24 protein-coding genes are annotated in these 24,470 nt (G+C 71.5%); 3 read left to right on the forward strand and 21 right to left on the reverse strand.

Annotated features, from left to right (window positions below):
- The first annotated feature begins 43 nt into the window (after positions 1-43).
- On the forward strand, positions 44-877 hold the full coding sequence (locus IG74_RS0131485; RefSeq protein WP_030684280.1) for a siderophore-interacting protein: 834 nt from the start codon (positions 44-46) through the stop codon (positions 875-877).
- Between the two features lie 67 nt (positions 878-944).
- Here the strand turns inward: IG74_RS0131485 and IG74_RS0131490 are convergent, their stop codons facing one another.
- Positions 945-1,523, reverse strand: coding sequence for a GNAT family N-acetyltransferase (locus tag IG74_RS0131490; RefSeq protein ID WP_030684282.1), 579 nt, complete (start codon positions 1,521-1,523; stop codon positions 945-947).
- 146 nt (positions 1,524-1,669) lie between these two features.
- On the opposite strand from IG74_RS0131490, the gene IG74_RS0131495 reads away from it, so the two are divergent.
- The gene (locus IG74_RS0131495; RefSeq protein ID WP_030684286.1) at positions 1,670-2,620 is read left to right on the forward strand and encodes a pseudouridine synthase; all 951 of its coding nucleotides are present in this window, start codon (positions 1,670-1,672) and stop codon (positions 2,618-2,620) included.
- A 16-nt stretch (positions 2,621-2,636) separates the two neighbouring features.
- Here the strand turns inward: IG74_RS0131495 and IG74_RS0131500 are convergent, their stop codons facing one another.
- The 17 genes from IG74_RS0131500 to IG74_RS0131580 all read right to left on the reverse strand — a co-directional run bounded on the left by IG74_RS0131500 (position 2,637) and on the right by IG74_RS0131580 (position 20,971).
- Complete coding sequence (locus IG74_RS0131500; protein ID WP_030684288.1) at positions 2,637-4,136, reverse strand: cytochrome P450; 1,500 nt, start codon at positions 4,134-4,136, stop codon at positions 2,637-2,639.
- 40 nt (positions 4,137-4,176) lie between these two features.
- Entirely contained in the window at positions 4,177-4,806 is a 630-nt protein-coding gene (locus tag IG74_RS0131505; RefSeq protein ID WP_030684291.1) for a GTP-binding protein, read from the reverse strand.
- Positions 4,787-5,206, reverse strand: coding sequence for a DUF742 domain-containing protein (locus IG74_RS0131510; protein ID WP_078869169.1), 420 nt, complete (start codon positions 5,204-5,206; stop codon positions 4,787-4,789). Before IG74_RS0131510 ends, IG74_RS0131505 begins: the two co-directional genes overlap by 20 nt.
- The gene (locus IG74_RS0131515; protein ID WP_030684294.1) at positions 5,203-5,610 is read right to left on the reverse strand and encodes a roadblock/LC7 domain-containing protein; all 408 of its coding nucleotides are present in this window, start codon (positions 5,608-5,610) and stop codon (positions 5,203-5,205) included. The genes IG74_RS0131510 and IG74_RS0131515 overlap by 4 nt, the downstream gene beginning before the upstream one ends.
- Positions 5,607-7,244 (reverse strand): ATP-binding protein, encoded by a 1,638-nt coding sequence (locus IG74_RS0131520; protein WP_107059072.1) that lies wholly within the window; start codon positions 7,242-7,244, stop codon positions 5,607-5,609. Before IG74_RS0131520 ends, IG74_RS0131515 begins: the two co-directional genes overlap by 4 nt.
- Positions 7,245-7,895: 651 nt before the next feature.
- Positions 7,896-10,703: a DEAD/DEAH box helicase gene (locus IG74_RS0131525; RefSeq protein WP_030684298.1), complete on the reverse strand. Its 2,808-nt coding sequence runs from the start codon at positions 10,701-10,703 to the stop codon at positions 7,896-7,898.
- A gap of 92 nt (positions 10,704-10,795) precedes the next feature.
- Positions 10,796-11,686, reverse strand: a complete 891-nt coding sequence (locus IG74_RS0131530) for a diacylglycerol kinase (RefSeq protein WP_030684300.1) — start codon at positions 11,684-11,686, stop codon at positions 10,796-10,798.
- Positions 11,687-11,787: 101 nt separating this feature from the next.
- Complete coding sequence (gene tatC / locus IG74_RS0131535; RefSeq protein ID WP_051855719.1) at positions 11,788-12,684, reverse strand: twin-arginine translocase subunit TatC; 897 nt, start codon at positions 12,682-12,684, stop codon at positions 11,788-11,790.
- Between the two features lie 95 nt (positions 12,685-12,779).
- Positions 12,780-13,067 (reverse strand): Sec-independent protein translocase subunit TatA, encoded by a 288-nt coding sequence (gene tatA / locus IG74_RS0131540; protein WP_030684304.1) that lies wholly within the window; start codon positions 13,065-13,067, stop codon positions 12,780-12,782.
- 266 nt (positions 13,068-13,333) lie between these two features.
- A complete protein-coding gene (locus IG74_RS0131545) occupies positions 13,334-13,531 on the reverse strand; it encodes a hypothetical protein (RefSeq protein WP_030684306.1) in 198 nt (65 codons plus the stop codon).
- A gap of 9 nt (positions 13,532-13,540) precedes the next feature.
- Positions 13,541-13,783, reverse strand: a complete 243-nt coding sequence (locus IG74_RS0131550; protein ID WP_225987050.1) for a phage terminase large subunit family protein — start codon at positions 13,781-13,783, stop codon at positions 13,541-13,543.
- A gap of 550 nt (positions 13,784-14,333) precedes the next feature.
- Positions 14,334-15,371: a helix-turn-helix transcriptional regulator gene (locus tag IG74_RS0131555; RefSeq protein WP_030684310.1), complete on the reverse strand. Its 1,038-nt coding sequence runs from the start codon at positions 15,369-15,371 to the stop codon at positions 14,334-14,336.
- A gap of 17 nt (positions 15,372-15,388) precedes the next feature.
- Positions 15,389-16,435 (reverse strand): helix-turn-helix transcriptional regulator, encoded by a 1,047-nt coding sequence (locus IG74_RS0131560; protein ID WP_030684313.1) that lies wholly within the window; start codon positions 16,433-16,435, stop codon positions 15,389-15,391.
- A gap of 284 nt (positions 16,436-16,719) precedes the next feature.
- The gene (locus IG74_RS0131565) at positions 16,720-17,094 is read right to left on the reverse strand and encodes an FKBP-type peptidyl-prolyl cis-trans isomerase (protein WP_030684314.1); all 375 of its coding nucleotides are present in this window, start codon (positions 17,092-17,094) and stop codon (positions 16,720-16,722) included.
- A gap of 64 nt (positions 17,095-17,158) precedes the next feature.
- Positions 17,159-18,151, reverse strand: coding sequence for an FKBP-type peptidyl-prolyl cis-trans isomerase (locus IG74_RS0131570; protein WP_030684316.1), 993 nt, complete (start codon positions 18,149-18,151; stop codon positions 17,159-17,161).
- 174 nt (positions 18,152-18,325) lie between these two features.
- Complete coding sequence (pafA, locus tag IG74_RS0131575; protein WP_030684318.1) at positions 18,326-19,687, reverse strand: Pup--protein ligase; 1,362 nt, start codon at positions 19,685-19,687, stop codon at positions 18,326-18,328.
- Between the two features lie 9 nt (positions 19,688-19,696).
- A complete protein-coding gene (locus IG74_RS0131580) occupies positions 19,697-20,971 on the reverse strand; it encodes an MFS transporter (protein ID WP_030684321.1) in 1,275 nt (424 codons plus the stop codon).
- 143 nt (positions 20,972-21,114) lie between these two features.
- On the opposite strand from IG74_RS0131580, the gene IG74_RS0131585 reads away from it, so the two are divergent.
- The gene (locus IG74_RS0131585; RefSeq protein ID WP_030684323.1) at positions 21,115-22,176 is read left to right on the forward strand and encodes a LacI family DNA-binding transcriptional regulator; all 1,062 of its coding nucleotides are present in this window, start codon (positions 21,115-21,117) and stop codon (positions 22,174-22,176) included.
- Between the two features lie 54 nt (positions 22,177-22,230).
- Here the strand turns inward: IG74_RS0131585 and prcA are convergent, their stop codons facing one another.
- The 3 genes from prcA to IG74_RS49840 are packed head-to-tail and all read right to left on the reverse strand — an operon-like array spanning position 22,231 to position 24,368.
- The gene (gene prcA / locus IG74_RS0131590; RefSeq protein WP_030684325.1) at positions 22,231-23,010 is read right to left on the reverse strand and encodes a proteasome subunit alpha; all 780 of its coding nucleotides are present in this window, start codon (positions 23,008-23,010) and stop codon (positions 22,231-22,233) included.
- Positions 23,011-23,058: 48 nt separating this feature from the next.
- Positions 23,059-23,904, reverse strand: a complete 846-nt coding sequence (gene prcB, locus IG74_RS0131595; RefSeq protein ID WP_030684327.1) for a proteasome subunit beta — start codon at positions 23,902-23,904, stop codon at positions 23,059-23,061.
- Complete coding sequence (locus IG74_RS49840) at positions 23,856-24,368, reverse strand: endonuclease VII domain-containing protein (protein ID WP_078869170.1); 513 nt, start codon at positions 24,366-24,368, stop codon at positions 23,856-23,858. The genes prcB and IG74_RS49840 overlap by 49 nt, the downstream gene beginning before the upstream one ends.
- Positions 24,369-24,470 lie beyond the last annotated feature (102 nt).

The raw sequence follows: 24,470 nt of genomic DNA on the forward strand, positions 1-24,470 counted from the left end.
GGTTAGGTAAACCTAACAAGTTGTGGATCAGGGGAGGCACACCATGGCAGAGCGGCCCGCACGCAGGAGCCCCACGCCTCACGTCGCGCAGGTCGTCCGCACCGAGCGGCTCACCCCTCACATGCAGCGGGTGGTCCTCGGCGGCGAAGGACTGGCGGAGTTCTCCGCGGGGGACTGCACCGACCACTACGTGAAACTCCTGTTCGCGCCCCCGGGCGTGACCTACCCCGAGCCGTTCGACCTGCAGCGCGTCCGTGAGGAGCTGCCGCGCGAGCAGTGGCCCGTGACCCGTACGTACACGGTGCGCTGGTGGGACCCCAAGACCCGCGAGCTGGCCCTGGACTTCGTGGTCCACGGCGACCAGGGCCTGGCCGGGCCCTGGTCCCTGCGCGCCGCGCCGGGCGACACGGTGCGCCTGCTCGGCCCCGGCGGCGCGTACGCCCCGGACCCGACCGCCGACTGGCACCTGATCGCCGGTGACGAGAGCGCGCTGCCCGCGATCGCCGCCGCCCTCGAAGCCCTGCCGGAGGGCGCAGAGGTGCGTGCCTTCGTGGAGGTCGAGGGCCCCGACGAGGAGCAGCCGATCGCCACCGGCGCGGAGGTCGTCTGGCTGCACCGCGCGGGCCGCCCGGTCGGCCAGGCCCTGGTCGAGGCCGTCCGCTCGCTCGACTTCCCCGCGGGCACCCCGCACGCCTTCGTGCACGGCGAGGCGGGCTTCGTGAAGGAGCTGCGCCGCCTCCTGCGCGTCGAGCACCAGGTCCCGCGCGAGCGCCTGTCCGTCTCCGGCTACTGGCGCCTCGGCCACAACGAGGACGGCTGGCAGGCGTCCAAGCGCGAGTGGAACGCACAGGTGGAGGCCGAGCAGGAAGCGGCCTGACCGCCGGGCTCCGCTTGCTGCTCCGACACCGGGGCCGTACCCCACTCCCGCGGGGTACGGCCCCGGGCTACGCGCGGATCCGCGCGTGCAGGTGCATGTCGTGCCAGCCGTCCTCGTGCAGGACCGCGCTGCGCTGGGTGCCCTCGGCCGCGTACCCCGTCCGCAGGGCGACGCGGCAGGACGCCTCGTTGTGGGTGGAGTGGCGCAGTTCGAGGCGGTGCAGGCCGAGGCCGTCGAAGGCCCAGGAGGTCAGCGCCGTCACCGCGCGCGTGGCCACGCCCCGGCCACGGGCGCGCGGCATGGTCCAGTAGGCCATCTCCGCCTGCCCGTCGGCGAGGTTGATCATGCGAAGGGCGACCCGGCCGAGGACCTCGTCGGTACCGGCGTCGACGGCCGCCCACTGCGCGTTGGTCTCCTCCTCGTACTCCTTGTGCCAGGCCGCCAGCCACTGGCGGACCTCGTCCTCGGAGTCGGCCACGCGCGCGTGCCAGCGCTGGATGACGGGGTCCTGGAAGGCTTCGTACACGGCGGGCGCGTCCTTGCCGGCCCAGGGGCGCAGGAGCAGGTCACCGGAGGCGGGCAGCGTCGGCTGCTGGCGGCCCGCGAGGGCGCCGGGCTCGACCACGTCGGAGATCTTGAAAGGCATGCCCCTCATGGTGCTGCCGGAGGCTGTCGGAGCCCAGCGGTTTTCGCCCCCAGCCTCCGCCCCAGGGCCATCGGCCCCCGCACCCACCCCACGACCACCGGCCGCCCGGCGCCACGGCCCCCGGCCGCCCCGTACGCTGGTCCGCCGTGACACGAAAACCCCGCGTGCCCCCGGCCCCGCTCCCCCAACGCGACGGCGTCGACCCGGTGCGGGTGCGCCTCCCGTTGGACGACGGCACCTGCGCGACCGTGCGCGAGCACCTCGTGGCGCGGCTCGCGGCCGGGCCCGGCGTCGTCGACCGGATGCTGCGCGAGGGCCGGATCGTCGGCGCGGACGGCGCCCCGCTCACACCGGACACCCCGTACGCGACGGGCCTGTACGTGTGGTTCCACCGGGAGCTGCCCGCGGAGCCCCGGGTCCCGGGCACCCTCGACGTCGTGTACCGCGACGAGCACATCGTCGTCGTCGACAAGCCGCACTTCCTCGCGACGATGCCGCGCGGCAGCCATGTGACGCAGACCGCGCTCGCCCGGCTGCGCGCCGACCTCGGCGTCCCCGCGCTCGGCGCCGCGCACCGCCTGGACCGGCTCACCGCCGGGCTGCTGCTCTTCACCGTGCGGCCCGAGGAGCGCGGGGCGTACCAGACGCTGTTCAGCGACCGCCGGGTGCACAAGGAGTACGAGGCCGTGGCCGCGTACGACCCGGCCGTCGCGCTGCCCCGCACCGTCCGCAGCCACATCGTCAAGGAGCGCGGCGTGCTCGCCGCGTACGAGGTGCCGGACGCCGAGCCGAACAGCGAGAGCCGGGTCGAACTCCTCGCGCACGACGGCCGACTCGGGCGCTACCGGCTCGTCCCGCACACCGGCCGCACCCATCAGCTGCGCGTCCACATGAACGCCCTCGGCCTGCCCCTGCTGGGCGACCCGCTCTACCCCGAGGTGCTGCCGCCCGTGGCGCCGGACGACTTCCGGCGCCCGCTGCAACTCCTGGCCCGCGCGCTGGAGTTCACGGATCCGCTCACGGGCGCGGCACACCGCTTCGTCAGCGGGCGGACCCTGGACGCCTGGACGTCGCCCGGGGCGTGGGCCGACGGCTAGAGGGGCCGCCGCGGGTCTAGTAGCCCCGCCACCACTCCAGGAAGCGCCGCCAGGCGCCCTTGCGGCGGACCGGGGCCGGAGCGGCCGCCGGGGCACTCGCCACGGGCTGCGGCTCGGGGGCCGCGGGCGGCGCGAGCGCCTCCGGCATCGGCGACGACACCTCCCAGCTCTTGCGCGGCGTCGGCACCTGCGCCACCGGCCGGGCGGTGACGTCCTGCGGCGGACGCTTGCCGAACGCCACCGGCAGCGACACCAGGTGCCGGGACAGGATCGACGAGCGCCAGGCCAGCTCGGACTCGTCCACGGACAGTTCGACGTCCGGGAGCCGCATCAGGAGCGCGTCCACACCGGTGTCGGCGATGGCGCGGCCGATGTCCTGGCCCGGGCACTCGTGCGGCCCGCCGCTGAAGGCGAGGTGGGAGCGGTTGCCCTGCATGTTGGCGGCCAGGTCGGGGCGCACGACCGGGTCCACGTTGCCGGGCTGGATGCCCAGCAGGAGGCCGTCGCCCGCCTTGATCTGCTGGCCGCCGAGCTGGGTGTCCTGCTTGGCGAAGTACCCGACCATCGCGCTGAACGGCGGCTCGTCCCACAGCGACTGCTCGACCGCCTCGGGCACGGTCATCTGGCCGCCGCTGAGCTGGGCGCGGAACCGTGGGTCGGTGAGCACCATCCGCAGCACGTTCGCGATCAGGTTCGCCGTCGCCTCGTACGCGGCGATGAGCACCAGGCGCAGATGCTCCGCCATCTCGTCGTCGGTGAGCTGCTGCGGCTGGGCGATCAGGGCGCTGGTGAAGTCCTCCTCGGGCTGCGCGCGACGGCGCACCACGTGCCGGGTGAGGGCCTCCATTACGTACGCGTTGCTGGCGATGGCCGTCTCGGTGCCCTTGATCATGTCGCGGGCGGCCTGCACCATGCGGTCGCTGTAGTCCTCGGGCATGCCGAGCACGTGCAGCATCACCATCATCGGCAGGTGCTCGGCGAACTGGCTCACCAGATCGGCCTCGCCCTTTTCGCAGATGCTGTTGAGGAGCTTGTTGCTGTAGCGGTTGATGTGGCGGCGGATGCCGCGGTGGTCGAGGCCCGCCATGGCGCCGGTGACCGCGCCGCGCAGCCGCTGGTGCTCGGCGCCCTCGGCGAAGCTGCACATCGGCTGCCAGGTGAACACGGGCGCGAGCGGGTGGTCGGGGCCCGCGGTGCCGTTCTTGACGGCGCTCCACACGCGGGAGTCCCGGGTGTACTGCGAGGGCGTGCGCACCATGTGCAGGTTCTCGCTGTGGCCGAGCACCGCCCAGACGCGTACGTCGTTGTGGATCAGCGCCGGCGCCACGGGGCCGTGCTCGGCCCGCAGCTTCTCGTACACGCCCGCGAGGTCCTCGTCGGCCTCGGGTCCGTACAGGCGGCGCAGCCCGCCCGCGCCGAGGGACGCTCCCCGGTGCGCGGGGCAGCCGGGCGGCGCGGCGGCGTCGGCGGTGAGGCCGGACGAGGCGGGAGAGGAGGGTGAGGAGGGAGTCGTCACGGTGGTCGCTCCGGGGTCGCGAAGGGTCGTGCGGCCGGGCCTAGGCCCGGGCCATGGCGAGGGAGTGCAGATAGTGCATGAGGGTGAGGAGCGCGTCGCGGCTGGAGGAGCGCTGCCGTGCGTCGCAGTGCACGATCGGCACCTCCTTCTCCAGGTCGAGGGCTGTGCGCAGGGCCTCGACGGGGTGCCGGGGCGCGTCCGGGAAGTCGTTCACGGCGATGATGAACGGGACGCCCCGCTCCTCCAGGCGGCCTATCACGTCGAAGCTGACTTCGAGGCGGCGCGTGTCGATGAGCACGACCGCGCCGAGCGCGCCTTCGAAGAGGCCGTTCCACAGGAACCAGAACCGCTCCTGGCCCGGGGTGCCGAACAGATAGAGGACCAGTTCGTCGGAGATGCTGATGCGCCCGAAGTCCATGGCGACGGTCGTGGCGGTCTTGGTCTCGGAGCCGTAGTTGTCGTCGACGCCGATGCCGGCCTGCGTCATGGTCTCTTCGGTGGTCAGCGGACGGATCTCGCTGACGGAGCCCACCATCGTGGTCTTGCCGACCCCGAAGCCGCCCACGATGACGATCTTCACGGCGGCGGTGGCCGTGGCCGGCAGGACGTCCTGCTCCCGCGGCCCTGCGAACGCGCCGGAGGTGAGCGTGTCAGAGCTTTTGAAGTCCATGCATCACCGCTTCGAGGAGGGAACGGTCGGGGAGCGCGGAGCGCACGAGCGGAGCGCGCGCCTGCACTAAGTCCGCCGCGAGCAGCTCCGTGAGAAGCACGGTCACCACGCTGAACGGCAGCACCAGATAGGCCGAGAGCTCCGCCACGGACAACGGGGTCCGGCACAGGCGCAGCAGGGCGGAGTGCTCCGGCTGCGCCGTCGGCGACGGCTCTCCCTTGGCGACGATCAGCGTGACCAGGTCGAGCGGTGCACGCTCGGAGTCCTCACCGGTGAGGATGTAGAGCCTCGCCGGGTTCGTGGCGGTCTCCGGGCTGCGGCGCTCCCGCTGGGCGGCCACCTCGGCCTGGAAGCGGGGGTCGTGGATATCGTCGTACGGGAGGTCTTGCGGATGAGTCATACGGCCTGCCCGTCTCGCCGCGGCGGGCTCGTCAGGTGGGCGCCGATGCGGACGACGAGGTCCCGCATGCGGTTGCCGATCAGGCCCGCGTCCACGGTCTCGTCGGCGAGCACGGCCAGATAGGCTCCCGCGCCCGCGGCCATCATGTAGAAGTAGCCGCCGTTGACCTCGATGATGACCATGCGCATGTTGCCGTCGCTCTCCGGGATCTCGGTGGCGACGGCCGCGGCGAGGCTCTGCAGTCCGGCGCAGGCGGCGGCGAGGCGGTCGGCGCCGTCGGGGTCGCCGCCGTGGCGCGCGATGCGCAGGCCGTCGGCGGAGAGCACCACGATCTGCCGGGTGCCGTGCACGCCGTCGGCGAGCTCCTTGAGCATCCAGTCGAAATTGGCTCGCTGCTGGATCACTTCCAGCCCCCCTCGTCGGCGTGGTCGGTGCTGCCGTGGTCGTTCTCGGTGCGGACCTGCTGCGGGGCCGCCGGGTCGGTGGGCTGGTCGCCCGCGGTCGGGTCCTCGCCGTTGACGCCCTTCATGAAGGCCTCGATCCACAGACCGGGCTCGGGTTCCTCCTTCTTCGGGGCGGGCTGGCTGACGGCCTGCGGTGGCCCGGCGGACAGGGCCGCCTCGGCGCGCCGCTGTGCCTCCGCCTCCTGCGCGTAGCGCTGGCTGAGGGGCATCTTGACTCGACTCCTGCGCTGTGGAAGGCCGTTGGCCGTCCACTCGGTGACTTCGGGGATCTCGTCCTCCATGGACGCGCTGAACGGCATGGAGGGGCGCGGCACGGTGGTGACCTTGCGCGGCTTCTTGCGCCGGATGTCGCGGGCCTCCTCGATGATCGTGCCGTCGGCGTTGACGCGCGGTACGGCGGAGGCGCCGATGCCGTGCGCGAGGCCGTGCGCGGGCGCGGCGGTGAGCATGTCGCGCGGCACGATCAGGACGGCGCGCACGCCGCCGTAGGCGGACTGCCGCAGGGAGACCTGCATGTTGTACATCTGCGAGAGCCGTCCCACGACCGCCATGCCGAGCCGGGGGGTCTCGCCGAGGTCGTTCAGGTCCATGCCCTGCTGGGCCTGTTCGAGCATGCGCTCGGCGCGGCCGCGGGCCTCCTCGCTGAGGCTGACGCCGCCGTCCTCGATCTCGATGGCGATGCCCGTCTGCACCTCGACCGCGGTGACGTGCACGCGGGTCTGCGGCGGCGAGTAGCGGGTGGCGTTGTCCAGGAGCTCGGCGCAGGCGTGGATGAGCGGCTCGACCTTGGTGCCGTGGATGGCGACCTTGGCGATGGAGTGCAGGTCGACGCGCTGGTACTCCAGGATGCGGGACATGGCGCCGCGCAACACACTGAACAGCGGCACCGGCTTGGGCCACTGCCGGCCCGGCCGGGCGCCGCCGAGGACCGTGATCGAGTCGGCGAGGCGGCCGATGAGGGCCGTGCCGTGGTCGATGCGCAGCAGGTCGTCGAAGACCTCGGGGTTGCGGCCGTGGAACTCCTCCATCTCGCGGAGTTCGGCGGCCTGTTGGTGGACGATGGACTGCACGCGGCGGGCGATGTTGACGAAGGCGCGCTGGGCGTTCTCGCGCATCGCCTCCTCGCGGTCCAGGATGTCCAGGATGGAGCGCAGCAGCACGCGCTGCGAGAGCGGAAGCCGGCGGTTGGTCTCGTCGCCGTCGATGACGTGGCGGATGACCTCGGAGGGCGCCTCGCCCTGCCGGACCCGGTAGAGGGTCTCGGGAAGGAGCTCCTGGCCCAGTCGTTCGGTGTCCGCGTCGAGGGCCGCGATGCGCCGCTCCAGGTGGGCGACCCGCTCGGCGTGACTCCTGCGCAGCTCCCGGACGGCACGGCCGCGGCGCGCGGCCTCGGCGCCGACAGCGATCACCACGAGCGTGGCGACGGCGCCGCACCAGGCCACGGCGGTCCGGGCCGGCACCGCGACGGCGGCGACGGCGGCTCCGGTCGCCGCCGCCATCACCATGGCGGGCAGCAACAGCACGCGTGCGTAAGGGACTTCTCGGCCACCGGGAGGCGATTGAACACTCACCATGTATGCCCTCTGAACACTCGTCTTGGGGGGGAGGAAATCGGGGGGAAGGGGGATGTGCACGGGGTGGTGTGCGGGGTTCGGGTGGTGCCTGCGAAATCTGGTGGTGCGCGGGGGTTCAGGTAGTACCTGGGAGAACGACGTGGTGCGCGGGGAGTTCGCCATGTGGGGGGTGTGCGTGGGGAGTTCTGTACGTGAGGGTGGAACTCAGGGGTGGTACGTGGGGGTTTCGACGCGTACGGGAAAGCGAAGTATCGAATATCAGACACAAAGCGCGAACAAGTGCGCGAATCTGTCGCAACTCGTTCAACTCGTCGCGCTCCGGGCGAGCTTAGTCCGCCCGCATCACGCTGGAGTCATATTCGGCAACCCTCTGCGAGCGCCCGCCAACACGCCTACACTCAGCTTTATTTACACGCATCGCGATCATTCGAACGCGTGGTGTGACCCCTTCGAACGGCGGAGTGCGAGCGCCATCACCCCGCCCACGACCGCGCCCCCGCTCCCCGTACGAGCCCGGGCCGCCCCCGCGTGTACGAGACCGGCGTCAACTCCCGGCGGCCGCAACGGCCCCGGCCGGCACGCGTGTGGCCCCCGCCGAGTCACCCGGCGGGGGCCACACCTCATGAGCCGTCCGCGCGGACGGCGCCGCGCTCAGCCGACGGAGCTGTACGCCACCACTCCGCGAAGGAGCTGGTCGACCGCCTTGCGGGCGTTCCTGGCGACGGTGCCGCCCTCGCCGGAGGCCGCCGCGGAGATCTGCCCGAGCACGTCGATGACCTGCTTGCACCAGCGCACGAAGTCACCGGCGGGCATCTCCGCCTCGCGCAGCACCTCGTCGAGGCCCTTGCCGCTCGCCCACATGTACGCCGCCCAGGCGAAGCCCAGGTCGGGCTCGCGCTGCCCCACGCCCTCGGTCTGGCTGATCCGGAACTCCTCCTCGAGCGCGTCGAGGCGGCCCCAGATGCGGACCGTCTCGCCGAGCGCGGCCTTGGCCTTGCCGGAGGGCAGCTTGGGCGCGAGCGCGTCGTCGCCGACGCGTGCCTCATACACCAACGCCGAGACGCACGCGGCCAGTTCGGCCGGGTCCAGGCCCTCCCAGACGCCGGCCCGCAGGCATTCGCTCGCCAGCAGGTCCAGCTCGCCGTACAGCCGGGCGAGGCGCTTGCCGTGCTCGGTGACGTCGTCGCCGCGCAGATAGTCCAGCTCGGTGAGGAGGGCGACGATGCGGTCGAAGGTGCGCGCGACGGTGTTCGTCCGGCCCTCGATGCGGCGCTCCAGCTGGTGCGTGTCGCGCTTGAGGCGGTGGTAGCGCTCGGCCCAGCGGGCGTGGTCCTCGCGCTCGTCGCAGCCGTGGCAGGGGTGGGCGCGCAGCTCGGTGCGCAGCCGGGCGATCTCGCGGTCGTCGGCGGCGGCCGCGCGGCCCTTGCGGTGCCGCTCGGCCGGGATGTGCCCGGCCTTGGTGCGCAGCGCCGACGCCAGGTCGCGACGCGACTGCGGGGAGCGCGCGTTGAACGACTTGGGGATGCGCATCCGCTCCACGGGCTCCACCGGCACCGGGAAGTCCATCGCGGCGAGGCGCTTGACCTGCCGCTCGGCGGTGAGCACCAGGGGGCGCGGGCCGTCCTGGTGGTCGAAGCCGCGGTGGCCGTTGGCCCGGCCTGCGGGCAGGCCCGGGTCGAGGACCAGGGCGAGGCCCGCGTACTTGCCCGTCGGCACGTGGATCACATCGCCCGGCTTGAGCTTCTCCAGGGCGGCCGCGGCGGCGGACCTGCGCTGCACCGCGCCCTGCTTGGCCAGCTCGGTCTCGCGGTCCTTGAGATCCCTGCGCAGCCGCGCGTACTCCTCGAAGTCGCCGAGGTGGCAGGTCATGGAGGCCTTGTAGCCCTCAAGACCCTCCTCGTTGCGCTGGACCTGGCGGGAGATGCCGACGACCGAGCGGTCGGCCTGGAACTGCGCGAAGGACGTCTCAAGGAGCTCCCGCGAGCGGTGGCGGCCGAACTGCGCGACCAGATTCACCGCCATGTTGTACGACGGCTTGAAGCTGGAGCGCAGCGGATACGTGCGCGTGCCCGCGAGGCCCGCCAGGTGCTCGGGGCTCATGGCGCGCTGCCAGAGCACCACCGCGTGGCCTTCGACGTCGATGCCTCGGCGCCCGGCGCGGCCGGTCAGCTGGGTGTACTCGCCCGGGGTGATGTCGGCGTGCTGCTCGCCGTTCCACTTCACGAGCTTTTCCAGGACCACGCTGCGCGCGGGCATGTTGATGCCGAGGGCGAGGGTCTCCGTGGCGAAGACGGCCTTGACCAGGCCCCGGACGAACAGCTCCTCCACGACTTCCTTGAAGGTGGGCAGCATGCCCGCGTGGTGGGCGGCGATGCCGCGCTCCAGGCCCTCCAGCCACTCGTAGTACCCGAGGACGTGCAGGTCCTCGTTCGGAATGGCGGCCGTGCGCTCCTCGACCAGTTCGCGCACCGCCAGGCGCGCCGCGTCGTCGTTCAGCCGCAGGCCCGCGTACAGGCACTGCTGGACGGCTGCCTCGCAGCCGGCGCGGCTGAAGATGAAGGTGATGGCGGGCAGCAGGCCCTCGGCGTCGAGCCGCTCGATGACTTCGGGGCGCGAGGGCGTCCAGATCCGGGACCGCTGGCGGCGCTCGCGCTCACGGTCGGCCTCGCGGACCATCTTGCCCTTGCGGCGGTCGCGCGGGTTGTACCCCCGGCTGGCCTCCATGCGGGCCATGCGGGTCAGGTCGGGGTTGACCGTCTTGCGGCGGCCCTCCTCCTCGAAGAGGTCGTACATCCGCCGTCCGGCGAGGACGTGCTGGAACAGCGGCACCGGCCGGTGCTCGGAGACGATCACTTCGGTGTCGCCCCGGACCGTGTCGAGCCAGTCGCCGAACTCCTCGGCGTTCGACACGGTGGCCGAGAGGGAGACCAGGGTGACCGACTCCGGCAGGTGGATGATCACTTCCTCCCAGACGGCGCCGCGGAAGCGGTCCGAGAGGTAGTGCACCTCGTCCATGACGACATAGCCGAGGCCGAGCAGCGACTGCGAGCCCGCATACAGCATGTTCCGCAACACTTCGGTGGTCATGACGACCACCGGTGCCTCGGAGTTGACGCTGTTGTCACCGGTGAGCAGGCCGACCTGGTCCGCGCCGTAGCGCTTGGCGAGGTCGGCGTACTTCTGGTTGGAGAGCGCCTTGATCGGCGTGGTGTAGAAGCACTTCTTGCCCTGCTGGAGGGCGAGGTGCACGGCGAACTCGCCGACGATCGTCTTGCCGGAGCCCGTGGGCGCGGCGACCAGCACGCCCTTGCCCGCTTCGAGCACCTGACAGGCCTCGATCTGGAAGGGGTCGAGGCCGAATTCGTACATCGCGCGGAAGGACGCGAGCGCGGTGGCCTGCTCGGCAGCGCGCTGCCGCGCTGCCGCATATCGCTCGGCCGGTGAGAGGTCCTCTGTCATCGTGCTTTCGAGCCTACCGGCCACCGCTGACATCGGACGATCATTATCGGGACCCCCAGGTCAGGGGCCCCGGCTCCCGGCCGGGAGCCGGTTCAGGGCCCGAGCACGCGGACGGCCGCGGGGACGCACTCCGCGGTCAGGGGCAGCGGCCCGAGCCGCTCCCCGTCGGCATACCCGGTGACGTCCGCGGCCACAAGCTCGACCTTCGCGGCGCGGTGCACGGTGACCTTGGGGTGGTCCAGGTGCGTGCCCTTGTAGACGCGCGGGAACACCGTCAGGAGCGTGCTGCGGCTGCAGTCGCCGACGACCGTGACGTCGAAGAGGCCGTCGCCCATGTCGGCCCCGGCGCAGATCCGCATCCCGCCGCCGTACGAGGAGCCGTTGCCGACCGCGACCAGTGTGGCCTCGACCTCGCGCGCCTCGCCGCCGTCGAGCGTGAGGCGGTACGGGATGGGCTTGAAGGCGGCCAGTTCGGCGATCATCGCCAGGTCGTACTTGAAGCGTCCGGTGGGCCAGCGCATGCGGTTGCCGCGGTCGTTGACGCGCGAGTCGAAGCCGGAGGCGAGCACCGTGCCGAACCAGGTCTCCCCCACCCGGCCGAGGTCGACGTCCCGCGTCCGGGCGCCCTTGAGCGCGTCGGCGACCAGCGCCCCGGCGGCCGCGGGCTCGCGCACGGGCAGGCCGAGGGCGCGCGCGAAGTCGTTGCCGGTGCCCACCGCGATCACACCGAGCGGGGTGCGGGTCCCGGCGACGGCCTGGAGGGCGAGGTTCGCCATGCCGTCGCCGCCGACGGCTATCAGCGCCCCGGTGCCGCCGTCGACGGCGGCGCGGGCCCGGCGCAGCGCGTCCCCGGCGTCCTCGCCGATGACGGTGCGCACGGAGAACCCGGACGCGCGCAGCGCCGCGGCGGCGGGCTGGGCGGCGTGCGCGCCGCGGCCGCGGCCCGCGGTGGGATTCACGAAGAGGGTGATCTCGCTGGTCACGGGGCGGACCCTACACAGCGCGCCGCCCGCCAACCAGAAGGGGCCGGACGCGATGGGCGTCCGGCCCCTGTGCTCTGGCGCGCTCGCGGCGGCGCTCGGCGTCAGGTGACGTCGTCGTAGCCGTTGTACTTCGACGAGCGGCCGCCGTCGCCGTTCACCTGCTCCGGTACGGCCTTGGCCGCGGGGACGGGCTCGATGTCGTCCACCGGCTGCGGCGTCAGGTCGAGGTCGGAGGCCTCGTCGTCGTCCAGCTCCGCGTCCGGGTCGGAGCGGCGGCGACGCTTGTCGTTGAGGATGGAGAAGCCGACGGCCAGGAAGTACAGGACCACGATGGGACCGGCGAGGGCGATCATGCCGAACGGGTCGGTCGTCGGGGTCGCCACGGCGCCGAAGACGAACACGCCCATCACGACGCCGCGCCACCAGGTGAGCATGCGGCGTCCGGTGACGATGCCCGTCATGTTCAACATGACGAGCAGCAGTGGCAGTTCGAAGGAGACACCGAAGACCAGGACCATCCGGACGCTGAAGTCCAGGATCTTGTCCATGGGCAGGATGTTCTCGGAGCCGTCCGGAGTGATGCTCAGCAGCACCCGCATGCTGATGGGCATGATCTCGTACGCCAGCCAGGCACCGCCGAGGAACAGCGGCACGGCCGCGGCGACGAAGGCATAGGTGTACTTGCGCTCGTGCTTGTGCAGCCCGGGCGCGACGAAGGCCCAGAGCTGGTACAGCCAGACGGGGCTGGCCACCACGACGCCGACCATGAGGGACACCTTCACCGTCGTGGTGAACGGCGAGAGCAGGTCCATGTACGCGACCTTGGCGCAGACGCCGCCCGTGGTGGGCTTGCCGTCCTCGCAGCGCGGCACCGGGTCGGAGAGGAACTCCATGAGTTCCTCGCTGTAGAACGCGGCGACGATCGACACGACGACGATCGCCAGCATTCCCTTCGCGAGCCGGTTGCGGAGCTCACGCAAATGGTCCGCGAGAGGCATCCGCCCCTCGGGGTCCCTCTCCTTCTTGCGGGCAGACTTGAGCAACCCACGTCCTCATCTCGTGCGGCAGGCCGACCGTCGGGGCCGGCCTTGGGTCAGCGCTTCGTCGTGTGGTCGGTCGGCTCGGCGACCGGACGGGAGCTGCTCACATCGCCGGGAGCCGCCTGGATGGTGCGCTGCTGCGGAGCGGACTTGTCGGCGGGCGGGTCGGCCGGGGCGGCCTCGTCCTGCTTGCCGTCCGACTTCATCGCCTTGGCCTCGCTCTTGAGGATGCGGGCCGACTTGCCGAGGGACCGGGCCATGTCCGGGAGCTTCTTCGCACCGAAGAGCAGGACCAGGATGACGAGGATCAGGATGATCTCGGTGGGGCCGAGCCTACCCATAGCTGTCTACCTTCTTCACCGAGGCGTCAGATTTCGGGACCGGCTGTCGGACAGTCGTCCGACCACCGGGCTTGGCAGCGATCGTAACCCCCTGGAGTAAACGCGGGGCAATCCCCGTGCATACTCCCAGTTGCGGCCCGCGCCTCACATTTCGGACCACTTCAGCAGCGTACCCGGACGGTCGGGGCAGGCGGCAGGCCGCATGGCGGTGGGCGACGGCCACCTCGGCAAGTCGCCCCGGGGCCCGGGGCGACATCCCCGGACGCTCAGACGACGTCCCGGCTCGCCTTGGCCACACCGGCCGCGGCCCGCTCCAGGTCCTCGGCCGCACGGTTGATCCGCCGTGTGGTCTCGGTCACTTGGCGCCCGAGCCGCTGGGCCTCCACGAAGACCTTGATCGCGAACACACCCAGAACGGCGAGACCGCAGAATCCCACGGTCACCGCCAGCATCGCCCAGAACATGCGTCGAGCCTAGACGGTCGAGTGCAGGCGCAGCGTGCGTACCCCGCCGCCGGTGAGGAGTTCGACGATGCGCTCCCCCGCGGGCTTGCGGACGGCGGTGCCGCACTCGGGGCAGGTGAAGGAGTAGAACGTGGTGCGGCGGCTGGCACCGATCGCCAACCGCAGCGCGCCCGCCGCCAGTTCGAAGCGCGCGCGGCAGTCGGGGCAGGCGGCCTTGAAGAGGACGGCCACCGGGCGGGGCGTAAGGGGCATCAGTGACATACTGTGCAAGTCTCCTCGGCTCTGTTCTCCGCGCTCTCGACCTTCCACCGCGCGGGTTCCCACGCACCACCGCGCGGGCGCTGCGACCTCACCCCGGTCGGCCGCGGCCCCGTCCCGCGTCGCGCCTCGCCGTCGTGCCTCGGCACACGGTCGCATCCCGGCCCGCGCCACCGCTTCGGCGCACGGTCGTGCCCCGGCGCACGGCCGCGCACGGGCACGCGGTCGCACACCGCAGAGGGGTCGCGTCGGGGGCCGGGGCCGCGCCCCGGCCGGAACTGGTCCGATGACCCACGGTCAGGCCTGGGCGCGAACCTGCCCGACGACGCACGGTCACGCCCTGACGAGAACGGCGTCCACCCCGCGCCCCCGTCCCCGGTCGCGGCCCCCGGCACCTCCGCGCGCACAAATCGGCCTGCACCACTCCCCCGGGCCCGGCCGCGCCCGCCGTCGCCTGGCGTCCGCGCCCCACGGGAGCCCCGGCCACGGGCGCCGGCTGGCGGACGCCCCGCTTCCACGCGCTCCCTCACCGTGCCCCGCGCCCTCACGCCCCACGCTCACCCGACGCGCCGGGACCCGGCGCGAGGGGCGCACGCCCGTCCCGCTCGTCCCCGTACGGCATCCCGTCGTAGGCGGACAGCGCCTCCCGGGCGGCCTGGCGGGCACTGTCCGCGAGGTCCTGCGGCGAGACGATGCGGCCGTCGCCGCCCAGGCGCAGCGCGAGACGGCGCAGCGACGCCGGGTCGGGGGTGCGCAGCGTGATGCGCAGACCGCCGTCGGGCAGCTCCTCCGCGCTGTCGTGCGGGTAGTACTCCGCGACCCAGCGGCCGCCGGGACCGACCTCCACGACCACCTCGGGGTCCTCGGCGGCGGGCTGCACCAGCGCCTCCGACAGGTCCCGCAGCTCGATCTCGGGCGGCGCCGACGGCTCGTCCAGGACCTTGATCTCGGCGACCCGGTCGAGCCGGAAGGTGCGCCGCGCCTCGGAGCGGCGGCACCACGCCTCCACATAGGTGTGGCCGACGCTCACCAGGCGGATCGGGTCGATCTCGCGCTCGGTGAGCTCGTCGCGCGCGGGCGAGTAGTAGCGGATCCACAGCCTGCGCCGCTCCGAGATCGCCCGGTCCACATCGGCGAAGACACCGCCCTCGGACTCGAAGGTCACCGAGAGGCGCGAGCTGGCACCGGCCGCCTCACCGGCCGCCGCCTCCAGCTTCGCGGTGGCCCGCAGGAGCGCGAGCCGGTCGCTCTCGCGCAGGCCCGGCAGGGTCGCCACCGCGCGCGCCGCCACCAGCAGCGCCGTCGCCTCGTCGGCGGCGAGCCGCAGCGGCTCCGCCGCGTCCGCCCCGAGCGCGTCCGGATTGTGCCACCAGATGCGGTCACCGTCCGTGTCGATGTCGAGCAGATCGCCCCCGCGGAAGCTGGTCCCGCACAGCGGAAGCACGTCCAGGTCAGAGATCAGCTCGTCCTGGCTGATGCCGAAGGCCCGCGCGACATCCGCGACGCGCGCCCCGGGGCGCTCGCGCAGATACGTCACCAGGGACAGCATCCGCCGGGTCTGGTCGATGGCGTTCGCGGCCATTGCTCGCTCTCGTCCCCTCAGCCCTTGGCCACGGCACGCAGCCGGTCCACCACGTCGGCCCGCAGCTCGGCGGGCTCGAGCACCACCACGTCGGGCCCGAACTCCACCAGCCAGGCATCGAGCCCGTGCCCGTACGGAATCTCCAGCTCGTCCCAGCCGCCGTCCAGCTCCCGCGCGCCCACGGCCCGGGCGCGCAGCGGATAGCCCGCGCCCTTGCGCAGCCGGATCAGCGCGGTGCGGTCCGCCTTCTCACCCGCCCAGCTCGCCACGGTCTCCCGCACGGTCACCACGTCGGGCACCTCGGCCCTGAACTTGCCCGCCCGCGAGCGGACCTTGCCCGTGATCCGGGACAGCCGGAAGACCCGCTCGTCCTCGCGGTCCCGGTCCCAGCCCGCCAGGTACCAGTGGCCGCGCCAGCACTCGAGGGCCCACGGCTCGACATGGCGCTGCTCGGGCCGGGCCGCGGTCGCCTTGCGGTAGTCGAAGACGACGGGCCTGCGGTCACGGCAGGCCAGCATCAGCGGCTCGAACGCGGCCTCGTGCACGGGAATGCGTGGCTCCAGGGCGCCGTGCGCCTCGTACGGGTCGACGCCCTCGGGCAGACCCGCAGCCCGCAGCTTGTGCAGCGCGCCGCTCGCGGCACCGGCGAGCCTCGCCTGCTGCCACACCTTCGCCGCGAGCCCGAGCGCCGCGGCCTCCTCGGCGTCGAGCGTGATCGGCGGCAGCCGGTTGCTGTCGCGGCGGGCGAGATAGCCCGTCTCGCCGTCCAGGTTCTCCACCGTCTCGATGACGAGGCCCAGCTCCCGCAGATCGTCCTTGTCGCGCTCGAACATGCGGTTGAACGACTCCTCGGCCGCCGACGCGGCGGCCCCCGGCCCACCGGCCGCGGCCCGACCGGACCCGGCAGCGCTCCGCCCGGGCCCGAAGGCCACGCCTCTTCCCGGCCCGAAGGCCTCGACGTATGCCTCGATCGACTCCCGGAGCTCACGCTTGCTGAGCGGACGCCTCGTCCCGAGCAGACACAGCGCCAGACTCATCAGCCGCTCGGCCTTGGCAATGGCCATCGACGCCCTTTCTCGGCCCTGCTCCCCGGTGGACGACCGACCGCCGCCACCAGGTGCCCCGCTCACCAGTGCTTCCGAACGATGACCGTACCGCTACGGCGTGTCGTGGCAAAAGCCGAGGGCACGGCGCACGCCCCCGGCGGAAGCCGGCCGGGGACGGCGGAAGAAGACGGGAGGGCCCGCGCCGACACCGGCGCAGGCCCTCCACGGACACCTCCGGCCGGACGGCGAAAGCCGCCGCGGCCATGTCAGCCGTCTCAGACGAACCAGACGGATCAGACGGATCAGACGGACACGAGGTCACAGACGAAGATCAGCGTCTCGCCCGGGGCGATGCGGCCGCCACCGGCACCGCGGTCGCCGTACGCCAGGTGCGCCGGGATGGTCAGCTCGCGACGGCCGCCGACCTTCATGCCCTGCACGCCCTGGTCCCAGCCGGCGATGACCTGTCCGGCGCCGAGCTGGAACTCCAGCGGGTTGCCGCGGTTCCAGGAGGCGTCGAACTCCTCACCGGTGGAGAAGGCCACGCCCACGTAGTGGACCTTGACGAAGTCGCCCGCCTTGGCGACGGCGCCGTCACCCTCCCAGAGGTCCTTGACCTGCAGCTCAGTGGGGGGCTCACCGACGGGGAAGTCGACCTCGGGCTTGTCGATGCTCACGAAAAACTCCTGCTCATGTGCGTGATGGGCAACCGGGACAGTCTGCCATCCGTCCCAGGGGTGATCACATCTTGGCGAGGATGTCCACGGAGAAGACCAGCGTGGAGTCCTTCTTGATGGGGCTGCCCTGCGGCGGCTTGTCCGCGTACCCGTCCTTCGGCGGGACGACGACCAGGACGCGGCTGCCGACCTTCTTGCCGACCAGACCCTGGCGCCAGCCCGGGATGACCTGAGCGAGCTGGAACTGCGTGAGCTGACCGCTCTTGTACGAGGAGTCGAACTCCTTGCCGTCCGCCCAGAGCACGCCCTTGTACTGGCACAGGAGCGTGTCGCTCTCCTTGACCTTGTCGCCGTCGCCCTCGATGACGTAGGTCGCGACGACCTTCTTGGGGGCGGCCGTCTTCGGCACGTCGACCTTGGGGGCCTTGCCGTCGGTGTTCGTCCCCACCTTCGGCAGGTCCTTGTTGTCCTGCGCGACGTCGTCGCCCTTGGCGGAGCTCTTCGGGCCGTACGTGTTCACGATGTCGACGACGAACACCAGGGTGTCCGTGCCCTTGATGCCCGCCTGCTTGTTGCCCTCCTTGCCGTACCCGAGGACCGGGGGGATGGCGAGCTCGACGCGGCTGTCGACCTTCTTGCCGACCAGGCCCTGGTCCCAGCCCGGGATGACCTGGCCGACGCCGATCGGGAAGATCGTGGGCGCCTTGCGGTCGTAGGAATTGTCGAAGACCTTCGCGGAGTCCCAGATCTGGCCCAGATAGTGGGCCTGGAGATAGTCGCCCTTGGCGACCTCGACGCCCTTGCCCGCGATGATCGTCTTCACCGCGAGGTCGGCGGACGGCTTGCCGGAACCCTTGGCCACCGTCGGCTTCTCGCCGAACTTCGTGCCCTTCGTGATCTCGGGCACAGGGCCGTCGACGATCTTGCCCTTGGGGGGCGTCGAGTTCGTCGGGGAGCTGCTGTCCTTGGACTTGGCCTTGTCGGACTTGTCGTCACCACATCCGGCCAGGGTCAGCAGGCCGGCCGGAACGGCCAGGAGGAGTGAGCGTCGGCGCACGGTGGGGGCCTCGTATCGTTCGATCTTGTCAGTTGGCGTGCGCGCAACTCTACGCAGTGAGAAGGGCGCCGCACGAGGAACGTGCGGCGCCCCGCGTTGCGTTCCCGCCACGCACTGACGTCTCACCGGTCCCGGGGACCGGCCGAACGGCGGCGGGCCGGGCCCGCCGCTCCCTCACATCCCGGCGATGAGCTTCTCCACCCGGTCGTCCACCGAGCGGAACGGGTCCTTGCACAACACCGTGCGCTGCGCCTGGTCGTTCAGCTTCAGGTGCACCCAGTCCACCGTGAAGTCGCGGCGCTGCTCCTGCGCCCGGCGGATGAAGTCACCGCGCAGCCGCGCCCGGGTGGTCTGCGGCGGCACCGACTTGCCCTCGAAGATCTTCAAGTCGTTGCAGATCCGCGCGGCTTGTCCCTTCCGCTCCAGGAGGTAGTACAGGCCCCGGCGGCGGTGGATGTCGTGGTACGCGAGGTCTATCTGCGCGACCCTCGGGTGCGACATCGTCATGTTGTTCTTCGCCCGGTACCGCTCGATGAGCTTGTACTTCATCACCCAGTCGATCTCCGTGGCGATGCGGTCCAGGTCCTCGGACTCGATCGAGTCGAGGGTGCGCCCCCACAGCTCCAGGACCTGCTCGACCGTGCCCGTGCGGATGCCGCGGCGCTCGACGAAGTCGACCGCCTTCTCGTAGTACTCGCGCTGGACCTCGAGCGCCGAGGCCTCCCGGCCGCTGGCGAGCCGGACCTTGCGGCGGCCCGTCGTGTCGTGGCTGACCTCGCGGATCGCCCGGATCGGGTTCTCCAGGGTCAGGTCGCGCATCACCGTGCCCGCCTCGATCATGCGGAGCACCAGATCGGTCGCGCCGACCTTCAGGAGCATCGTCGTCTCGGACATGTTCGAGTCGCCGACGATCACGTGCAGACGGCGGTAGCGCTCGGCGTCCGCGTGCGGCTCGTCACGCGTGTTGATGATGGGCCGGGAGCGCGTCGTCGCCGACGACACGCCCTCCCAGATGTGCTCCGCCCGCTGGCTCACGCAGTAGACGGCGCCCCGCGGCGTCTGGAGCACCTTGCCCGCACCGCACAGCAGTTGTCGGGTGACGAGGAACGGAATCAGGATGTCCGCGAGGCGCGAGAACTCACCATGGCGGGCCACGAGATAGTTCTCATGGCAACCATATGAGTTTCCCGCCGAGTCGGTGTTGTTCTTGAACAGATAGACGTCGCCCGCGATTCCCTCCTCGTGCAGGCGGCGCTCGGCGTCGACGAGCAGGCCTTCCAGAATGCGCTCGCCGGCCTTGTCGTGGGTGACCAGCTCGGTCACGTTGTCACACTCGGGTGTTGCGTATTCCGGGTGTGAGCCCACGTCCAGATACAGACGGGCGCCGTTCCGCAGAAAGACGTTGCTGCTGCGGCCCCATGACACAACACGGCGGAAGAGGTAGCGCGCCACTTCGTCAGGCGACAGACGGCGCTGTCCCCTGAACGTGCACGTGACACCGTACTCGTTCTCCAGCCCGAAAATGCGGCGGTCCATGCCAGAACATTACGCCCGATGCCCCGCACTGAAACCGGGTTCGACAGTACCGTTTCGATCAGTTTCCGAAGAGCTCACACCTGTATCGGCCGCGACGACCACACCCGCACCACTCACCGTGAGCACCCTCCTGGTGCACAACAGCACCACCACCGCGGCCGCCCCGGCGAGGCCCGGCACCGCGAACGCCCACTCCGTGCCGCCCCGCTCGACCACCGGGCCGCCGACGGCCGTGCCCACCGCCGTGCCCACCGTGAACGTCGTCACCAGCCACGAGAACGCCTCCGTGACCGTGCCCCGCGGCGCGTGCCGGTCCACCACGATGAACGCGCACGCGAGCGCCGGCGCCAGGAACACGCCCGCCAGCGACGTCAGCGCCACCATCCCCACCGCGCCCGGCGTGAGCACCAGCGGCAGATAGAAGACCGCGAGGAGCGCCACCAGGACGACCAGGCGCCGCTCCGGCACGCCGCTCCACTGCCGCGCCCCGTAGACCACACCGCCGAGCAGGGCGCCCAGGCCCAGGCCCGCCATCATCCAGCCGTACACCGCGTCGCCGCCGTGCCCGTCCGCGTAGCTGACCCCCGCCACCGTGATCGCCCCGAGCGCCGTCCCCACGCACAGGAACGCCGCGAGCAGCGCGAGCAGCCCCGGCGAGCGCAGGGCACCGAGCCAGTGCGCCTCCCGGGGCGCCGAGCGCCAGGCGCGCGAGGGCCGCGACACCACCACCGAGAGCGCGCCGAGCACCCCGATGGCGTTCACCACCAGGAGCGCCGCCTGCGCCGACCACAGCGACACGATGCCCGTCACCAGCAACGGCCCGACCGTGAACATCACTTCCTGCGCCACCGCGTCCATCGCGTACGCCGTGTGGACCTGCTCCTCCTTGCCGAGCACATCCGGCCACAGCGCCCGCAGACCGCCCTCCAGGGGCGGCGTGAACACCCCCGCGATCACCATCGCGGTGTACGCGGCGACCGGCGCGTCCGGCCCGGTGACCGCGAACAGCGCCATGCCGAGCGCCGACGCCACCGCCGCGGGCAGCATCACGCGCGGCTGCCCGTACAGGTCCACCAGGCGTCCGAGGAGGGGCTGCCCCACCGCCGTCGCGACGGCGTACACCGCCGCGAGCGCGCCCGCCAGGCTGTACGTCCCGCCCTCCGCGCGCACGAAGAGGACGATGGCGATCGCCGCCGTCGCATTGGGCAAACGGCCCACAAGTGTGCCCGCGAGCAATCGCGTCGCGTACCGCGCGCGCAGGATCTCGCCGTAACCGGAAGCCATCAGTGAGCTCTCCTCGCCCGCCCGTGCGCCACAGCGCCCCAAGTGTTACGTATAACGTCGCGCGTCATACGTACCATGAGCGCTGTTCCCAGTCCACCAAGCACCCCGCCCCACGGCGGCGACCACCCCACCAGGAGACGTCCGTGGCCACGCCCCCGCACGACACCACGGCCCCCCGCCCCACCAGCCGCGACGTCGCCCGCGCGGCCGGCGTCTCGCAGGCCACCGTCTCCCTCGTCCTCGGCGACAAATGGCACGGCCGCGTCGCCGAGCGCACCGCCGAACGCGTCCGCGCCACCGCCCGCGAACTCGGCTACCGCCCCAACCTCGCCGCCCGCAACCTCCGCCTCGGCCGCACCCGCACCGCACTCCTCGTCGTCCCCGCCCTCACCAACGAGTTCTTCGCCCGGCTGCACACCGGCGCCGCCCGCGTCGCCGCCCGGCACGGCTTCAGCGTCGTCCTCTACCCCTCCCCCGACAGCGTCGGCCCCAGCGGAGCCACCACCCAGGCCCCCCGCGTCAGCGACCCCTTCAGCTCCGCCCGCGCCGCCCTCGACGGCGTCCTCGCCTCCTCCATGGCCTCCGACGCCCTCGCCACCCTCCGCGGCGACGCCCTCCCCCTCGTCATGCTCGACAGCGACCCCGCCCACAGCCTCGGCGCCGCCACCGTCAACCTCGACATCGCCGACGGCACCCGGCAGGCCGCCGAACACCTCCTCGCCCTCGGCCACCGCGACCTGCTCCACCTCACCGCCGACATCGACTCCTGGACCTTCGACGTACGCCGCGACACCCTCGCCACCGCCCTGCACGGCACCGGCGCCCGGCACCGCACCGTCAAGGCCGCCCTCACCGTCGACGACGCCCGCACCGCCACCGAAGCCGCCCTCACCGCACCCGGCCCCCGCCCCACCGCCCTCATCTGCGACGACGACGTCCTCGCCGCGGGCGCCTGCAAGGCCGCACGCCGCCTCGGCCTGCACGTCCCCGACGACCTCAGCGTCACCGGCTTCGACGACCTCACCCTCGCCACCGCCGTCGAACCCGAACTCACCACCGTCCGCCTGCCCGCCGAGGACTTCGGCGAACTGGCCATGACCACCCTCCTCGACGTCCTCGCCGGACGCACCCCCGAACCCACGCCCCTCCCCGTCCAGCTCGTCGTCCGCGGCTCCACAGCACAAAGCCCCGCACCCCGGCGCTGACGCACCGGAGCACGGGGCCTCGGCAAACCCGTGAACTACTCCTCGGACCGCGGACTACTCCTCCGCCGCACCGTCCCCGGAGCCCTCGCCCGACTCGGCATCTGCCTCCGCGCCCGAAGACGCCTCCGCCGCGTCCTCGCCGCCGAGCAACCGCTCCAGCTGACCGCCCACGATCCGCTTGAACTTGCGCTGCTGCGGCCGCGTCCGGTCCAGAACCGCCACTTCGAGGCGCTCCGCCGGAATCTCCCGCTCGCTGCCGTTCGTATCCCGCGACAGCGACTGCACCGCGAGCTTCAGCGCCTCCGCGAGCGTCATCCCGTCCCGATGCCGCTGGTCCAGGTACGTACTGATCTGCTCCGCATTGCCGCCCACCGCGACCGAGCCGTGCTCGTCCACGATCGAGCCGTCGTGCGGCAGCCGGTAGATCTGGTCCCCGTCCGGAGTCGTACCGACCTCCGCGACGACCAGCTCCACCTCGTACGGCTTCTCCGCGTTGGAGGAGAAAATCGTGCCCAGCGTCTGCGCGTACACATTCGCCAGACCACGGGCCGTCACATCGTCACGGTCGTAGGTGTACCCCCGCAGATCCGCATAGCGGACACCGCCGATACGGAGGTTCTCGTACTCGTTGTACTTACCAGCCGCCGCGAAACCGATCCGGTCATAGATCTCGCTGAACTTGTGCAGCGCACGGGACGGGTTCTCACCGACGAACACAATGCCGTCGGCGTACTGCAGCACAACCAGACTGCGACCGCGAGCGATGCCCTTGCGGGCATACTCCGCCCGGTCGGCCATGGCCTGCTGGGGTGAGACATAGAACGGCGTCGACACCGGCTATCCGTCCCTTTCTGTCAAAACTTCACAACAACAACGGAGTACTCAGAGCAGTGCTGCGCGGGGTCCGTCCGGCTGCTCGAGACGCCGCTCCAGAATCGAGCGCGCGATCGCGGAGGACTCCTCCTCCGACAGCCTCCGGAAACCCTCCTCGGAGATCACCGTCACGATGGGATAGATCCGGCGCGCCACGTCCGGGCCGCCCGTCGCGGAATCGTCGTCCGCCGCGTCGTACAGCGCCTGCACGACCAGCGTCGTCGCCTGCTCCTCCGTCAGGTCGTCGCGGTACAGCTTCTTCATCGAGCCGCGCGCGAACACCGAACCGGAGCCCGTCGCCGCGAAGCCGTGCTCCTCGCTGCGGCCACCCGTCACGTCGTACGAGAAGATCCGGCCCCGCTCGCGGTCCACGTCGTACCCCGCGAACAACGGGACCACGGCCAGGCCCTGCATCGCCATGCCCAGATTGCTCCGGATCATGGTCGACAGGCGGTTCGCCTTGCCCTCGAGGGAGAGCTGGGCGCCCTCGACCTTCTCGAAGTGCTCGAGCTCCAGCTGGAACAGCTTGACCATCTCCACGGCCAGACCTGCCGTACCGGCGATGCCCACCGCCGAGTACTCGTCCGCCGGGAACACCTTCTCGATGTCGCGCTGCGCGATGACGTTCCCCATCGTCGCGCGGCGGTCGCCGGCGAGCACCACGCCGCCCGGAAACGTCGTCGCGACGATGGTCGTGCCGTGCGGCGCCTCGATCACGCCCTGCGTCGGCGGCAACGTCCGCTTGCCCGGGAGCATTTCCGGCTGGTGCGAAGCGAGGAAATCCACGAAGGACGAGGACCCAGGCGTCAGGAAGGCAGCCGGTAGACGCCCGGTGCTACGAGTGTTGGCTTCCACGGGTTTCCTTCCAAGTAGCTGATGGCCCGACGGAGAGCGTCGGGATCATCTCCCAACTTGCCGATGGCCGAATTGCAGTTGAAGCACAGTACGCCACGGACCCTACCCGTCTCGTGACAGTGATCCACGTGCGCGGGCGGAGCCTTGAGACAGATCACGCAGAGCCACTTCTGCTCGGCGATCATCTCGTCGCGCTCTTCCATGGTGAGCCCGTACTTGCGCTTGAAGTAGCTCTGCTGATTCCGCTCGGCCCGGCACGGCTTGCAATAGCTGGCGTAACCGTCCGACGAGGTGGGGTTGAGCTCCCACTCGGCGTGAGGTTTGACCTCTCCACACTGAGGGCAACGCTTGTGTCCTTCCGGCACCGGCACCTTGACTCGGACGGACTTACCCTTGGCCTCCTGGCGCTGCCGGTAGTACTCGGCGGAGCACTCTCGGCAATAGGCCTGGAGGCCATCAGGCATCGACTTATTGCTGGCGAAGGCAGCTCGAGGCCGGAACTCCTGGCACCGCGAACACCGCCTCGCACACACCTCTTCGGACACTCGCCCCGACCCCTATTAGCC

Origin of the sequence: Streptomyces sp. NRRL B-1347, from assembly GCF_000720325.1 — a bacterium.
Lineage (GTDB): Bacteria > Actinomycetota > Actinomycetes > Streptomycetales > Streptomycetaceae > Streptomyces.